The organism is Lelliottia sp. EB106-05-01-XG201 (assembly GCF_058791735.1).
The window spans coordinates 3,673,253-3,687,623 of record NZ_JBYTDV010000001.1 but is presented as its reverse complement, the minus strand read 5'-3'; the positions used below and the strand labels follow the sequence as shown (position 1 = coordinate 3,687,623).

The window sequence follows — 14,371 nt, the reverse complement described above, 5'->3', positions numbered from 1 at the left end:
CGCCTGTTTATTCTGAAAGGAACCTCCGAATGACATCTGTTTCTCTGCGGCAGGTTGTGCTGCTTGCCATCTGCTGTTTGCTCGCGGGCTGCGGCCTGACACAGTCCGTATCCGATGGCGCGGTAAACATGACCAAATCGATTTTCTACAAAAAAATTAAGGTGCTTCATCTCGATTTCGAACCGCGTGCGGCCACCAATGCCGATGAGGCACAGACCCCGCTGGCGACAATGGTGCGGGTCTATCAGCTAAAGGACCGGCAGAAGGTGGATGCCGCCGATTACCAGAAGCTGCTGCGTGATGCCGACACTGTACTGAAAGAGGATATGGTTTCGAGCAAGTCGCTGCTGGTGATGCCGAAAGGCAGCGTCACGCTCAATATGCCCATGGATGAAGAGGCGCAATTTGTGGCGGTAGTCGGGTTGTTCAACCGCCCGGACATGAAGAACAATGCCTGGAAACTGGTGCTGACCCGCGCCGATCTTGATCCGGATAAGCCGCGTACCATTGAACTGGGCGATGGTTTTCTGACTCTGGTCCCCGTTAAGGAGTGACGACAATGGCAATGGATAACTGGCTGGCACTGTTTGACGGACAGACCCGCTACCGGCTTGAGATCAACGACAGCCGGGTCAGTACGGATGTCCTGAAGTTTCACGGACGCGAGGCGCTGAACGAGCCCTTCAGATGGCGGATTGAGTTCACCTCGTCGCAGGATGATGTGGCGGCAGAAGATGTCCTGATGAAGTACGCCACGCTGCGCATGCTGAGCGGGCGGGTGGTGCAGGGCATCATTACCGGATTTGAATGGCTGGGCACGACCGCCGACCAGACCCACTACAGCGTGACAATATCATCCCGCCTGGCGCTGCTCTCGCATACCCGCCGCTGTGCGGTGTATCAGAATCTCTCCGTCCCTGAGCTGGTGGAGCAGGTGCTGCGGGCGCACGGTCTGGAAGGTTCGGATTTTGAGTTCCGCCTGGAGCGCAGCTATCCGCCGCGGGAACTCATCACCCAGTGGCGGGAAAGCGACCTGCAGTTTATCCAGCGTCTGCTGTCCGAAGTCGGCATCTGGTTTCGCTCCGGCGTCAACGAGGTCACCGGGCTGGACACGCTGACCTTTGCCGACAGCCAACTCAACTACCAGTTTGACGTGCATCTGCCGTATCAGGAGCCGTCTGCCCTGTACGACGGCGCAGTGGAATCAGTCTGGGGCCTGCGCACCTGGCACAACACGGTGACCGGGCTGGTCCGCACACGAGACTACAACTACCGCACGGCGACCACGCCAAAAGATTCTGCGGTGACGGTCAGAAACAACGCTACCACCACGGGTGAGCATTACCGCTACGCTGCGCCATTCCTCGACGCGGGTGATGATGCAACTTCTGAGCCTGACACCGAAAGCGGGGCGTTTTACGCCCGTATCCACCATGAGCGCGAGCTGAATAAATCAGCCCGACTGCACCTGTTCAGCAACGCGTCGCACCTGACGCCGGGGATGGTGCTGGAAGCCGACGGCAGCAGCCTGAACGACCTGAAAGAGGGCGTGGTGATAACCCTCACCACCTTCAGTGCCACCCGCGACAGCCGCCTGCATGTGTCGGTGTGGGGGATGCCGTACAGCGAACAGTTCTGCTTCCGCTCGCAGGAAGTGCCGCGCCCAAAAATGCCGGGCACCCAGCCTGCGCGGATTGAAAGCCGCGAGAAGGGCGACATCTACGCTCATCTGGATAACCATGGCCGCTACCGCGTGAAGCTGGATTTCAGCCGCGAGGATGCCGAGCCGGGTTATCACTACCTGTGGGTTCGCCAGGCGAAACCGTACGCCGGTGACAAATACGGCTGGCATACGCCGCTTATCGACGGCACGGAAGTGGGCATCGCCTATGACGACGGCGACATCGACCGGCCCTACATCGCCCACGCGTTTCACGACTCAGAACATGCTGACATCGTCACCCGTGACAACCGCAGCCAGAACATCCTGCGCACCGCAGCACAAAACGAACTGCGGATGGAAGACCAGCGCGGCGAGGAGCATATCGCGCTGACCACACCGTTCGGCGGCACGCAGCTGAATGAGGGCCATATCGTCGATGCGCAGAACAAACCGCGAGGCAGTGGCTTCGAACTGCGCACGGACGAGTACGGCGTCATCCGCGTGGCAAAGGGGCTGTTCATCACCGCCGATGGCCAGCAGAAGGCCGCAGGTGAAGTGCTGGATATGGCTACGGCGCTGAAAGAAATCGAGGTCTGCCAGCAGCAGCTGAAAGCCCTGGCCGCCGCGGCAGAACAGGCGCAGGCGCTGGAGGCGGATATCGTGAGCCAGCTGGCGATGTTCAGCCAGCGCCTGAAACCGCTGAACGAGATGATCCACTTCCACGGCCCGCAGGGTGTGGCGTTCACCAGCGGAGAACATCTGCAGATGACTGCCAGCCAGAACGTGGCGATGAACGCCGGGGGGGATTTCAGCAGCGGGGCGCTGGGTAATACGGCCATTCTGGCAGGGGAAAGCGTTGGCCTGTTTGCCCGCAGTGGCTCACTGACCCTGAACGCCAGCGAAGGTCCGGTGCAGATTCAGGCGCAGAACGGCGAAATGCACATCAGCGCGGAGCAGAAACTGAGCCTGATATCGGCGAGCGACATGCTGTTTGCGGGCAAGAAGAAGGTCACGCTGATAGGCGGCGGGAGTTATCTCATCATTCAGGAAGGGAAAATCGAGTACGGGACGGATACGACTTATACGCGGAAGATTAAGCGGTCGGTGACGACGGGAAGTGTAGCCCTGGAGGCCGAATATCCATTTATGCCTGGAATATCTGATACTTATAGGAGAAGTTTTGTTCTTGTTGATGACAAAACACTTCAGCCAATTCCGGGAGTTGGTTATGTATTATCTTCCGCATCAGGTGTAGTAAAAGGAAGCAGTTGTGACAATGGTCTCACTAGTTTTATAAGTGATTCAGAGGCATCTGAGCTCGAGTTGAGTATCTTGAAACAAGATTCACTAATTATTGGGTAAAATAATGGTTGAAATAAAAGTAAAGTCTAAGCTCACTAATGACAAGGAAGCTCAGGAAACTGTTCCCGTAAAAGTTTTTAAAATTACCGATATCCCTCAGGTTATGGAAAATATGGGGTGGGTCGAATCTGCAAGATTCATGCGAAAGTGGTTTAATGACCCATATTTTGAAATGACTAAACAACAAAAACTCAACAGAGTCGATATGGGGATGATTGATAAGTATAATATATTAGATGATTTAAGTTTTGATTGGCTATTGACCTCATCATCACGCATTAAACCTATCTATGATGGCTTTGTAAGGGAGATGTCAAATGTTGTAGAGTATAATGAAACTCTTGGTCGTAAAAAGAGTCTTCTGAATCAATTGTCTAGCGGGCTGTGTTTTATTTTAAATAGATTGGAGAATTCTGGTTTTTTGGTTGATGGTGTGTTCAAAAACGCCCATGTTAACTATAATGGCTTATCTGCAATGGAATTAGATAAGATAAGTCAGTTTAATTTCATAAGGATTGGCAGTACTCTATGGGAAAAGGCGACAGATAAACTTGATGATGTCTATGGTGCTCTAGGCTCTTTTATAATAAAAATAGCATTTACAGATCTTTCTATATATAAAGAAAAAAGTGGATTCATAAGATTAGAGATTAGCGAGCTTGGTCTGTATGTCAGAGATACTTATGAGTTTATGAATGACGGTGATGATCAGCCTTTGGGGTATTGGGGATTCAAAGGTGTGATTAAGCCAAATTTGATCAGTGGGGTGATGAATAAAGACTATATTGATAAAGACGATGAGCGATACTTTCGAGTCACAAACTCGGCTTTTGTTAACTATAGGGAAAAGTATAAAGCTGATAACAAAACCGGAGACTTTTTTGTTTATTCAACAGTAAAGAAAATTCCGGTAAATATTGTAATTCATTTGAATGCTATAGATGTTGAAGAGTATTTGGACTGGAAAGAGAAGAATGCGAATGGCTAGATTAATGAAAAAAATACTCGTCGCGACAGTGTTGGTTTTTTTTATGATATTTATATTTTTACTTTTCATTAAAATAATGGCTTATCGCGGGGCGGTAAAGGAGGACTCTCTCTGGAATAATCAGAATAAATGTGAGTTAGTGACTTATATTCCAGACTATCGCCCATACGGAGCACCTGGTAGATTACTGCACCTGTTCTCCAATCAATCATTCTTCATTGTATATGATAAAGATGGTAATAAATTAAAAAGCTCTGCATGGTACTTTTGGCAGTCACAATTCTCAGATTTAATGGCTCCAGAATGGCATGGACAATTTGCCGTATATCCAACAAGTGATGGGTGGGCGGAATGGAGGATTCCAGTATGCGGTTAGCATAGAATGAAGAGCTCAATCGAACGGTGCCAGGAATGATGTGGTATCACTTTAATGAAAATACAAAAGTATTCGATATATTCAGTTCAGATTAAAAAATATAAAGTGACTGTATATCGGTATGAAATAATATCTCCTCTCTTTACAAGTCTTTTAAAGGCGAGGGTTGTTATTTTGTTCTGTATGGGGGATGTTCAGATTTTTCTGTGTTATTGCTTGTCTGGAATTTTAGTTTAAAATTCGAACGAGTTAATTAATGGTGAAAAGTATGAATTTTTCTATCCTGGAGGATTAGGTTATGGCACTTCATTACTCTAGTTTTGTTCCTGTGTTCAATAGCGATTTTAGACGTTGGCGAGAAAAACGGTTTCGGTGGGGATCATATCATTCTGTCTGATGTGTATTGGGTAAAACCACTAGAGCGAGATGAGGTTGTTTTTTATGAATATAATGAATAATAGAATCAAAACTAGAATAATTTTATTTCTTTTAGTGGTAATTTATTTGATATTTCCTACGTCTGTTTTTTTTGGTGAGCATAATAAACTGTTTGAAAGTTCAGCTTCTGACAAATCATTCAAGGTTGTAGTGTATAAGTTATTTAGTTGGTGGGGGTAATATCTTGGGGAAGTAGAAGATAACCTATAAAATATGACTAAGTGATGTTTAATTCCTGTGCCGTTGTGTTAGTTAATAACTGTCATTAAATAATTGAAAAATGCCAAATAATACACCATCCCTCTACGAAACCCTCTACGGCAACTTCACCGGCGGTCTCGACCTCCATCAGGTCAACGAGCCCAACCAGGTGATCCTGTCCGTACTCGACAACATGCAGCGGATCCTCAACTGCCGCGCGGGCACGCTGGCGCATCTGCCCGACTACGGTCTGCCGGACATGACCAAAATCCTGCAGGGCATGCCCGGCACCGCGCATCAGCTGATGACCACGTTTTCAGAGGTATTGCTCAAATACGAGCCGCGCCTGAAAAGCATCAATGTGGTGCTACAGGATCAGGAAGTTCCCGGTGAGCTGCGCTATGCCATTGATGCGGAATTGAAAGGCATCGGGCTGGTGCGCTATGGAACCGATTTTATGCCCGAAGGGCGGGTGCTGATCCGCCACCTCAAACAGCAACACTACCTTGATAACAAATCCCGGATGTAAGGCCGCACATGTCAGCAAAAGCACGCTTTCTAAAAAAACTTCAGGATCAACAGCCTCATCCCCGCCCGTTTAGCAGCAAAAGTGAGGCGGATATTGCCGAGTTCTGCACACGAATGACGCTTCTTCAGGGCGCGATGGACGACTGGCTGGCGGGAACGGGCATTCAGATTGAGAGTGAGTCCGTTTCCGTACTTGACCTTTTTGCCGGGGGGAGTTCGTTCACTGTTCCTGGCCTGGCGTTGGGCTACGAAAATCGGAAGATAAAGTTCACGCCGGAATTTTTATACGGGCAGGGCGTGACGGGCGGCGTCGACGTGACGCTGTACGGCGACGGCAAGAGCACTTCACTGTACCGCCTGTTTATGCGCTCAAGCGATGACGTCAACTGGTCATACAGCGTTTATGGCGGCGTCGCGTCGCCTCGCAAAACCTTTAACGAAGATGTGTTCTTTGAAATGATCGGGAATCTGCTTCCCTGATCGACAAAATCCCCGGCGGACGAGCATCGCTTATCCGCCACTCTTTCCCTCAGGGATGAAACCACTATGCACGATGTACACCCTCGCCCGGTAAAAACGGGGCACGATCCGCGGGCGCTTCCTGACTTTATCGCCCTGCGTGAGGAGATGGCGAAGCTGACCCATCCCGCGCGTCCGGACGTAAACTGGAAACAGGTCGAAGCACTATCCCTTTCATTATTCGAGATAAACGGCGTCGAACTGCAGACCGGAGCCTGGTATACCCTGGCGCGGAGCCATCTGGCGCGCGTCAACGGGATCAATGAAGGGCTGGCGATCCTGAATGCGCTGCTCAGCCATCAGTGGACCCAGCTCTGGCCGCAGCCGGTCCATGCCCGCGCCGAGATCCTCAACGGATTGTTCCAGCGCTTACAGAAAATATTTCGCACTTACTCGCTCAACCCGGCCGATCTTATCGCGCTGGAGCAGGCTGAGAAGCTGATTGAGGCGATGGACGATATTCTGGCGCGGCAGGCACTGAAGCACGCCTGCCAGACGGCACCGCTGATGCAGCAAGTGCGCGGTGCGTTGACCCGGCTGGAGAACAGTTCCTCGCAGGAGAGCCTGTCGGCCGCCATTACGCTTCCCGCTCAGGCCCTGGCGTCACTGCCTGCAAACGGTGACTCTGCGCCGGTGAGCCGCCTGGTGTATGTGATTCGTCCAGAGCCGGAGGTGAATGTCGAAGTCATCCACGAAACGCTGCCGCCGCCCAGACGCTGGCCCGTGTTTCTCGCCGGAGCCTGCTCGTCGCTGGTGGTCGGAGCGATGGCGTTGTGGGGCTGGAGTTTTGCCCATCGGGCGGATGAACTGTCGATGGCGCTGCAGGCTTCTGTCACGCCGTTACCCCAGGCACTCACGCCGGATCAAATCCAGGGTTTGCGCCAGCCTGATCGCGTTAACGGCGATCCGGCACGCTGGTTAAAACGCGCGTCGGAGCAGCTTGATGCCCTGGCAGCATTGCCGCCCGGCTGGACGGTTCAATATGGCAACGCGCTGCTGAATCAGGGGAAAACCCTCTGGCCGGAAAACCCGGAAATGGGGCAGATGCAAAAAAACTGGCAGCAGCGTCTCGCGGCCAATACGCTTCCCGCGAATTCACTGACCGGCTGGTACGAGGGCATGCAGCGGCTTCAGATGCTGGCAGATCGGCTCAATGCGCTGGACGGGCAGAAAGGGAAATACATTACCGTGAGCGAGCTGAAATCAAACGTTTACGAGATGATGAACAGTTTTCGCCAGACGGTTCCGGTGGAAGAACAGCTCCGCCAGGCCGCGAGTTCTCCGACGCAAGGCGCGGATAGCATCGCCCAGCGTCAGAGAGTTGAAGAGCATCTGAAACGATCGATTGTCTCTTATTCGCAGCTGGAGGGGGGAGACGCCCAGCCGAAATAAGTTAGCGAACTTCCCCGGAGAAAAAGCTGAGTGTGACCGCGATTCCGGTATCGTGACTGGCGGAGTCGCGGTCCGTAAACCAGACGGCATTCCCGACGGTAACCCGTGGCGATACAGGCACCGACCACCCCAGCTCGGCACCTTTCAGCGTATCCGCCTGTGGATAGGCTTTGTTAATCCGCAGCGAGTCGCGGTTGACTCTGGCCCACATTAGCCTGGCGCTCAGGCGCTGTTCATTTTCCAGTACGACGTCGGTTTTTACCGAATAGCGCGTACCGTCTCCGCCCATCGCGTCCCCCAGGGAAGCCCCTTGCTGGTAGTAACCTTCGTGGTAGCAATAGTGGTAGTAAGTGTTACCCGTGGTTTTCATTCCTGCGCGGGTATCTGCGCCTTCCACGTACCAGTTAACCTGCTGATTGCCCCAGGAATGATTGCCCTGCAAACCGGCTAAGAACGCGTTGTGCGAGGGTAAAATACCCGCCTGATCGTCTCCGATCGCCTGCCCGTAAAACGCGATCGGCAGCCCGGTGAGGCTAAACAGTTTCCAGTTAACGTCGAAACCAGCCATCTGATTCCCCGGATCGCGATCCTGGTTGCCGGTATTGTCACGTCCCAGAAAAGCATCCCGAAACGATGCCAGATGGTTTGGCCGACCTTTTCCTCCCAACATCATCATCCTCGAAAAGCCCGTTTCAAGAGAGGCGACAGGCGCGAACGTTACGCGCGCTCCCATCAGTTTGGCCTCTTCGGGGCTGTGATACTGGCGCAGTTGCCCGGCGGAAAGCTGGTACTGCCAGCTTCCCAGCCAGGCAAGCCACGGAGTATCAAAAGGCGACTGCTCTGCCCGCTGCATTAAAAACCCCACCACCGGTCGCGCTGCGTCAGAGCGAATCAGGCTCCCGTCATTGCCCGGCCCCCACCACTGCGGGATCTCGCCGAAGGCGACCCATTGGTTGAAGAGGTTTATTCCGGCGTAAGCTCCGTTCAGATTCCCATGGGTCACATCGTTGATGCACTGATGATGCTCCTGTTGTCCCTGCAGATTAATGTCCCAGGCTTCTCCGCTCATTTCCAGCGCCACACTGACACCGTGGGCGCTGGCTCTGGAATCACTAAACCCAGGCGGTAATGCGGATTGGATCGACTGCGCCCAGGTTTTCACTCTGACCGGCGATTTTAATTCGCTAAGTCGATAGTGCACCCGGTTGATGACCTGTCCGGCCATCAGGTTGTCGCTGTGTTTTGCCCCGGCGAGGGCCCGGGCAATGTCATCCTGGCTAAGCGGCCAGGTAGAGAGATTAATGGCAATAACATTATTGTTACTCAGCCATGTGAGATCGCTTCGAAGCTGAATATCGCTTAATACCATTCCCCCGGCATAAGCGTGCCATGGGCCACTGGCCAGACATAAAATGAAGCATGCCCGGAGCCCCTTTTTGACGTATTTCATACGCATCCTCTGCGATATTATGCCCGCTTCAGCTCCCGGTGTGCCGTGAGGAAATCTGGGGTGTCGTTATTCAGCGCTTTTATCACGTTAAATAACGTGAAAAGTTGAAAGTCTGAATGTAAATTGAATTTACCCATGATCATTCGCTTATGAGTAAATACCGTTTTGATACTGATACACAGAATTTGCGAGATTTGCTCGGCGGTGGCACCCTGGTAATAATGATTGGCGACGTTAATTTGCTGTGGAGAAAGTGTTTTATGACGGCAATCCTGACATTTCCATTGCCGGGGTATCATCGGCAGAATACGACAATTTTCCCAACTGCGTAAAAACCGCTTTTTAATCTCGGGCAAGGGTTCTGTACGATTGACGAAAATAATATTCTTAAAACAGAGTGGGAGTGGGTCGCAGTGCGGGGGCGCATTCCCTTCATACAGGCCGATTATCAGGCTGTTTTGCTTGCGGGCATGAAGCACGGGATGGCAGATGCTGATTTCCCCATGGGAAAGCCCCATCACAATCACATCAGCGACCCCCACGTTTTGTGGGTTCAGGTCATGAGTGAAGGCGATACGATTATCAAATTCGTCCGGAAAAAGGGCGCTAAACAGCGTCTGCATGCCGAGGCGATAAAAACTATCACGGTCATTGAGAATAATATTTATCATAGTAAACCTGAAAAGAGAGTCGATCCCAGATGACGACGCTCACGGATAGTGTAAATAAATAGCGGCTTCTGCTTCAGGAATAAATGCCCAGACAACCGAACTAATCAATATCAATACGATTATGACTTTCATTATTTTTGATAAAAGATACATGCTTTTATCCTTGGTTTTTTTCTTAGAGTGACAGAGGATTTTTAACCACGGGACATCTTTTGCTCAAGTTTTATCTGAGTCTAACTGTAGACCTGATGGGAATTAATCTATTGGATGTGAGATTTTTCGCATATAACCCGACAGGTTTCACTTAAACGCGCGGGAGAGTTATTTTTCGCTTTTAATTTCCCTGGCGATATTGCGTTTATTGAAGATGGAAAACGTAAGAAAATAACCCGGAAATCTCATGAGAAAGGGCGGCTATGAAGAGGTTATTTTGGAACGAAAATCAGGTCGTGCCTTCTGCATTCTTGTCAATCTTTACCCTTTCTCATCAAACTAAAAGTCTACAAAACTAGACATCTGTCGAATTTTCATCTTAAAGTCCCCCTCCGGGCACTAGACAAAACCACCGTCCGGTTATCAAATGGTTAAATAATATTTCGCTGGATGTAACGGTTCGACTCTCAGGATTGAGGGTCGGCAAACAATCTGGTGGTGATTTGCAACACGACACACCTCTTCGGGAGAATTATGCAATCCTCTGTTAATCAAAAAGAAAGTCGAACTTTCTTCGGTCATCCTTATCCCCTTGGCTCGCTGTTCTTCACGGAAATGTGGGAGCGCTTCTCGTTCTACGGCATTCGTCCGCTACTGATCCTGTTCATGGCTGCGACAGTCTACGACGGCGGCATGGGGCTGGCGCGTGAAAACGCCTCGGCGATCGTCGGTATCTTCGCGGGTAGCATGTACCTGGCGGCACTGCCGGGCGGCTGGCTGGCGGATAACTGGCTCGGCCAGCAGCGTGCGGTGTGGTATGGCTCGATCCTGATTGCGCTCGGCCATCTGTCGATCGCGCTCTCCGCGTTTATGGGCAACAACCTGTTCTTTATCGGCCTGATGTTTATCGTTCTTGGTTCCGGTTTGTTCAAAACCTGTATCTCGGTGATGGTCGGTACGCTCTACAAGAAAGGCGACGCGCGCCGTGACGGCGGCTTTTCGCTGTTCTACATGGGCATCAACATGGGGTCGTTTATCGCGCCGCTGATCTCCGGCTGGCTGATTAAAACCCACGGCTGGCACTGGGGCTTTGGCATCGGCGGTATCGGGATGCTGGTGGCGCTGGTGATCTTCCGTCTGTTTGCCGTCCCGTCGATGAAACGCTACGACAGCGAAGTTGGTCTGGACTCTACCTGGAACAACCCGGTGGCGAAGAAAAACGGCGTCGGCGCGTGGCTGCTGGCGCTGGCCGTCGGTGTGGCGGTCGTCGTGACGCTGATCGCGCAGGGCATCATTGTGATCAACCCGGTCGCGGTGGCCAGCACGCTGGTTTACATCATTGCGGCTTCCGTGGCGCTGTACTTCATCTATCTGTTCGTCTTTGCCGGGCTGAACCGCAAAGAGCGCGCGCGACTGCTGGTCTGCTTTATCCTGCTGGTCTCCGCGGCCTTCTTCTGGTCTGCGTTCGAGCAGAAACCGACCTCCTTCAACCTGTTCGCGAACGACTACACCAACCGCATGATCGGCGATTTTGAAATCCCGGCCGTGTGGTTCCAGTCGATCAACGCCCTGTTTATCATTCTGCTGGCACCGGTCTTTAGCTGGGCCTGGCCGATGATGGCCCAGAAAGGCGTGCGCCTGAGCAGTATCACTAAGTTTGTGATCGGTATTCTGTGCGCGGCGGCGGGCTTTGGCCTGATGATGCTGGCGGCGGAAAATGTCCTGAGCAACGGCGGCGCGGGCGTCTCCCCGATGTGGCTGGTGGGCAGTATTCTGATGCTGACCCTTGGCGAGCTGTGCCTGAGCCCGATTGGTCTGGCGACCATGACCCTGCTGGCCCCGGAAAGAATGCGCGGCCAGATGATGGGCCTGTGGTTCTGCGCCAGCGCGCTGGGTAACCTCGCGGCGGGCCTGATTGGCGGTCACGTGAAAGCTGACCAGCTGGACATGCTGCCGGATCTCTTCGCGCGCTGCTCCATCGCGCTGCTGATCTGCGCCGCGGTCCTGGCGGTGCTGATTGTGCCGGTGCGTCGTATGCTGGAAAACGCTCAGAGCAAAACTGAGCCGAAACCGGTGACTAACGCCTGATAAGCGCGTTATTCGCACTCACAAACCGGCGCCTCTGCGCCGGTTTTTTTGTTTTGAGCCTGGCGAGTAGGGTATAAACATTCCAGAAACCCCGCATAAATGAGACTCAACATGTCTGATGCCGCCGCGAAAAACATCCTCACGATTTACGACACTCATGCCGGTGCGTTTGCGAAGCTGCGCTCCCGTCATCTGATGGAGAAAGGCTGGCTGGATAAATTCACCCGGCTGGTCGGGGAAGAGGGGACGATTCTGGATATCGGCTGCGGCAATGGGGTGCCGATCGCAGAGCATTTTATCCGCCACGGCTACCAGCTAACGGGCGTCGATGGCGCGCCCGGTATGCTGGCACGCGCGCAGCAGGCGTTTCCAGAACAGCGCTGGTTGAATCTGGATATGCGCCAGATGGCGCTCAATGAGACCTTCGACGGGCTGATCGCCTGGGACAGTTTTTTCCACCTCTCACACGACGATCAGCGCCAGATGTTCCCCATTTTCGCCCGTCACAGCCACTCAGGCAGCGTGTTGATGTTCACCAGCGGGACGGATAACGGTATCGCGATGGGGGAATTCGAGGGCGAGCCGCTTTACCACGCCAGCCTGTCGCCGGATGAATACCGGCAACGGCTGGCGGATAACGGCTTCACGGTCATTGAGGTGATGTTTGAAGATCCGGAGTGCGGCGGGCATTCGGTCTGGCTGTGCCAGTTCAGATAAGCCTTTACCCCGCCTCCAGCATCCCAAAACTCACAATCCGCGAACGTCCCAGCTCTTTCGCGCGGTACAGGGCCACGTCCGCCGCGCGCAGCAGGTTGTCGCTCTGAGCGTGCTGCGGATAGCTGGCGATGCCGATCGACACATCAACCGGGCCAATCTCCGCCAGGCCGTAGCGCAGGGACAAGGCGCGAACTCCATCATAAATCTCCGTGGCGCAGGCGTGGGCACCTTCTTCACCGATCCCGGCCAGTAGCGCCAGAAACTCTTCCCCGCCGTAGCGGAAGGCGATGCCGTTGTCGCTGACGGCGCGCTGCACAATCGCCGCCACGCTTTTGATCACCTGATCGCCCGCCTCGTGACCAAACCGGTCGTTAATGCTCTTGAAGTGGTCGATATCGATCATCAGGCAGCTCACCGGTTCGTCATTGCGCAGCGCCTGGCTCATCAGGGTCTGCATTTTGTCTTCCAGATGATGGCGGTTACGCAGGCCGGTTAACGGGTCGTACAGCGCTTTTTCCAGCAGGGCGTCGCGCAGACGCTGGTTAGCCAGCGCCAGCCCGAGCGCTTCGGCCATCAGCTCCAGATAGGCGCGGGACGGCGCGGTCTCCGGGGTAATGTTCTGGAACGAGAGCAAACCGATGGCCTCGCCCTGAGCGATCAGCGGCACGCACAGCGACTGATTCGCCGCTGATTCCGGCAGGTGATAGCAGGTGATATCCGGTTCGCCGTTCACCGGCGGATGGCTCTGACCGCGACGCACCGCCCAGCACTCGTCCGGGTGGAACGGGAGCTGTTTTTCATCGTCGATCAGCCACTGCGCGACGCAGCGCATCTGCCAGGGATCGCGGTCGAGAATATAGAGCTGCCCGCCAATGCCCGGCGCGATATTGGGGGCGAAAAGCTGGGCGACGTTAATCACGTCGGCGAAATTCTCACAACCCTGTAGGCGCTGGGTCATGCGCGCCAGCAGCTCGCGGATCGCCCAGTCGGCGTCGCGCTCTTTCTCCAGCTGCTGTCGAACCAGGCCGTTCTCGCGGAAAATACGGATCGCCTGTGCCATATCGCCGATCTCGTCGATCTGATTAAAGTTCGGCGTTTCCACGGCGTAATCCTGCGATGCCAGTCGATGCACGACATCGCTGAGCCGCACCACCGGGCGCAGCACGCGACGCTTCAAAATAAAGCCGAGCACGAACAAAAACAGCAGGGCGGTCAGGCCGACCATCACTTCTGACAGGGTACGCAGGGTGCGGGACGCCTGCGTCGCCTGTTCCACGGCATTCTGGGCGCGACGATCCAGGATCAGGCGGAAATGGTCGATCTGATTCTGCACCCGATCCAGCTCCTGCTCGTAGGGCTTGCCGTACAGCAGAGTGACGGCCTGCCTCTCCTCGCCGCGCGCCATACTGGCGAGCGCTGCCTGCTGCTCATCCTGCAGCTCATCGGCAACCTGTAATCCTTCATGCAGCAGCGCCAGCTCTTCGCCGGTGGCACCGTTATCTTTGAGCCGCGAAAGGCGCTGATCGATACCTTTAAGTGATTGTTCTTTCTGCTGATACTCCTTCAGCGCATCAGGATCTTTATTCACGACGTACAGGCGCGCCAGATCGGAGAGCGACCAGGCGTCGGTTTCGACCTCCTCGGTCAGCTGATCGAAAATCTGCCGCTGCTCAACGGCCCGACGCTCGGCGTTATCGGCATTCGAGGCCATCAGCATGACCACGCCGGAGGCGAGAGTCAGGCACACCGTGGCACCGTAGGCCCAGTTGGTTATGGTGGCAATTCGCACCTGTTGGATCCTTTTCAGCCATAAGTGGGATAGCGT

The 14,371-nt window shown here is 53.6% G+C and carries 12 protein-coding genes; 9 read left to right on the top strand and 3 right to left on the bottom strand.

Annotated elements, in window-relative coordinates:
- Positions 1–29 precede the first annotated feature (29 nt).
- The 7 genes from tssJ to AC3WS9_RS17260 all read left to right on the top strand — a co-directional run bounded on the left by tssJ (position 30) and on the right by AC3WS9_RS17260 (position 7,467).
- Positions 30–554: a type VI secretion system lipoprotein TssJ gene (gene tssJ / locus AC3WS9_RS17290; RefSeq protein WP_492489540.1), complete on the top strand. Its 525-nt coding sequence runs from the start codon at positions 30–32 to the stop codon at positions 552–554.
- An 11-nt stretch (positions 555–565) separates the two neighbouring features.
- Complete coding sequence (locus tag AC3WS9_RS17285) at positions 566–3,025, top strand: type VI secretion system Vgr family protein (RefSeq protein ID WP_492490343.1); 2,460 nt, start codon at positions 566–568, stop codon at positions 3,023–3,025.
- A 4-nt stretch (positions 3,026–3,029) separates the two neighbouring features.
- Positions 3,030–4,013, top strand: coding sequence for a DUF6402 family protein (locus AC3WS9_RS17280; protein WP_492489538.1), 984 nt, complete (start codon positions 3,030–3,032; stop codon positions 4,011–4,013).
- Positions 4,006–4,389: a hypothetical protein gene (locus AC3WS9_RS17275; protein ID WP_492489536.1), complete on the top strand. Its 384-nt coding sequence runs from the start codon at positions 4,006–4,008 to the stop codon at positions 4,387–4,389. The genes AC3WS9_RS17280 and AC3WS9_RS17275 overlap by 8 nt, the downstream gene beginning before the upstream one ends.
- A gap of 718 nt (positions 4,390–5,107) precedes the next feature.
- Entirely contained in the window at positions 5,108–5,557 is a 450-nt protein-coding gene (tssE, locus tag AC3WS9_RS17270) for a type VI secretion system baseplate subunit TssE (RefSeq protein ID WP_492489535.1), read from the top strand.
- 8 nt (positions 5,558–5,565) lie between these two features.
- The gene (locus AC3WS9_RS17265) at positions 5,566–6,036 is read left to right on the top strand and encodes a hypothetical protein (protein WP_285158352.1); all 471 of its coding nucleotides are present in this window, start codon (positions 5,566–5,568) and stop codon (positions 6,034–6,036) included.
- Between the two features lie 66 nt (positions 6,037–6,102).
- Complete coding sequence (locus AC3WS9_RS17260) at positions 6,103–7,467, top strand: VasL domain-containing protein (RefSeq protein WP_492489532.1); 1,365 nt, start codon at positions 6,103–6,105, stop codon at positions 7,465–7,467.
- Position 7,468: 1 nt separating this feature from the next.
- Here AC3WS9_RS17260 and AC3WS9_RS17255 read toward each other — a convergent pair whose 3' ends face one another.
- Positions 7,469–8,917, bottom strand: coding sequence for a capsule assembly Wzi family protein (locus AC3WS9_RS17255; RefSeq protein ID WP_492489530.1), 1,449 nt, complete (start codon positions 8,915–8,917; stop codon positions 7,469–7,471).
- Between the two features lie 17 nt (positions 8,918–8,934).
- A complete protein-coding gene (locus AC3WS9_RS17250) occupies positions 8,935–9,588 on the bottom strand; it encodes a helix-turn-helix transcriptional regulator (protein ID WP_492489529.1) in 654 nt (217 codons plus the stop codon).
- 687 nt (positions 9,589–10,275) lie between these two features.
- Here AC3WS9_RS17250 and AC3WS9_RS17245 point away from each other — a divergent pair.
- Positions 10,276–11,829 carry a peptide MFS transporter gene (locus tag AC3WS9_RS17245; protein ID WP_285145271.1) on the top strand — a complete coding sequence of 518 codons (1,554 nt, stop codon included), beginning with the start codon at positions 10,276–10,278 and terminating at the stop codon, positions 11,827–11,829.
- A 111-nt stretch (positions 11,830–11,940) separates the two neighbouring features.
- Positions 11,941–12,546, top strand: coding sequence for a class I SAM-dependent DNA methyltransferase (locus tag AC3WS9_RS17240; RefSeq protein WP_492489526.1), 606 nt, complete (start codon positions 11,941–11,943; stop codon positions 12,544–12,546).
- Positions 12,547–12,550: 4 nt separating this feature from the next.
- Here AC3WS9_RS17240 and AC3WS9_RS17235 read toward each other — a convergent pair whose 3' ends face one another.
- Positions 12,551–14,335 (bottom strand): diguanylate cyclase, encoded by a 1,785-nt coding sequence (locus tag AC3WS9_RS17235; protein ID WP_492489524.1) that lies wholly within the window; start codon positions 14,333–14,335, stop codon positions 12,551–12,553.
- Positions 14,336–14,371 lie beyond the last annotated feature (36 nt).

Bases quoted from the DNA above. Each gene is read 5' to 3' on its own strand.
- AC3WS9_RS17285 (WP_492490343.1), top strand. From the start codon at position 566: ATGGATAACTGGCTGGCACTGTTTGACGGACAGACCCGCTACCGGCTT.
- AC3WS9_RS17240 (WP_492489526.1), top strand. From the start codon at position 11,941: ATGTCTGATGCCGCCGCGAAAAACATCCTCACGATTTACGACACTCAT.
- AC3WS9_RS17280 (WP_492489538.1), top strand. From the start codon at position 3,030: ATGGTTGAAATAAAAGTAAAGTCTAAGCTCACTAATGACAAGGAAGCT.
- AC3WS9_RS17250 (WP_492489529.1), bottom strand. From the start codon at position 9,588: ATGATAAATATTATTCTCAATGACCGTGATAGTTTTTATCGCCTCGGC.
- AC3WS9_RS17260 (WP_492489532.1), top strand. From the start codon at position 6,103: ATGCACGATGTACACCCTCGCCCGGTAAAAACGGGGCACGATCCGCGG.
- AC3WS9_RS17265 (WP_285158352.1), top strand. From the start codon at position 5,566: ATGTCAGCAAAAGCACGCTTTCTAAAAAAACTTCAGGATCAACAGCCT.
- AC3WS9_RS17245 (WP_285145271.1), top strand. From the start codon at position 10,276: ATGCAATCCTCTGTTAATCAAAAAGAAAGTCGAACTTTCTTCGGTCAT.
- tssJ (WP_492489540.1), top strand. From the start codon at position 30: ATGACATCTGTTTCTCTGCGGCAGGTTGTGCTGCTTGCCATCTGCTGT.
- tssE (WP_492489535.1), top strand. From the start codon at position 5,108: ATGCCAAATAATACACCATCCCTCTACGAAACCCTCTACGGCAACTTC.
- AC3WS9_RS17255 (WP_492489530.1), bottom strand. From the start codon at position 8,917: ATGAAATACGTCAAAAAGGGGCTCCGGGCATGCTTCATTTTATGTCTG.
- AC3WS9_RS17275 (WP_492489536.1), top strand. From the start codon at position 4,006: ATGGCTAGATTAATGAAAAAAATACTCGTCGCGACAGTGTTGGTTTTT.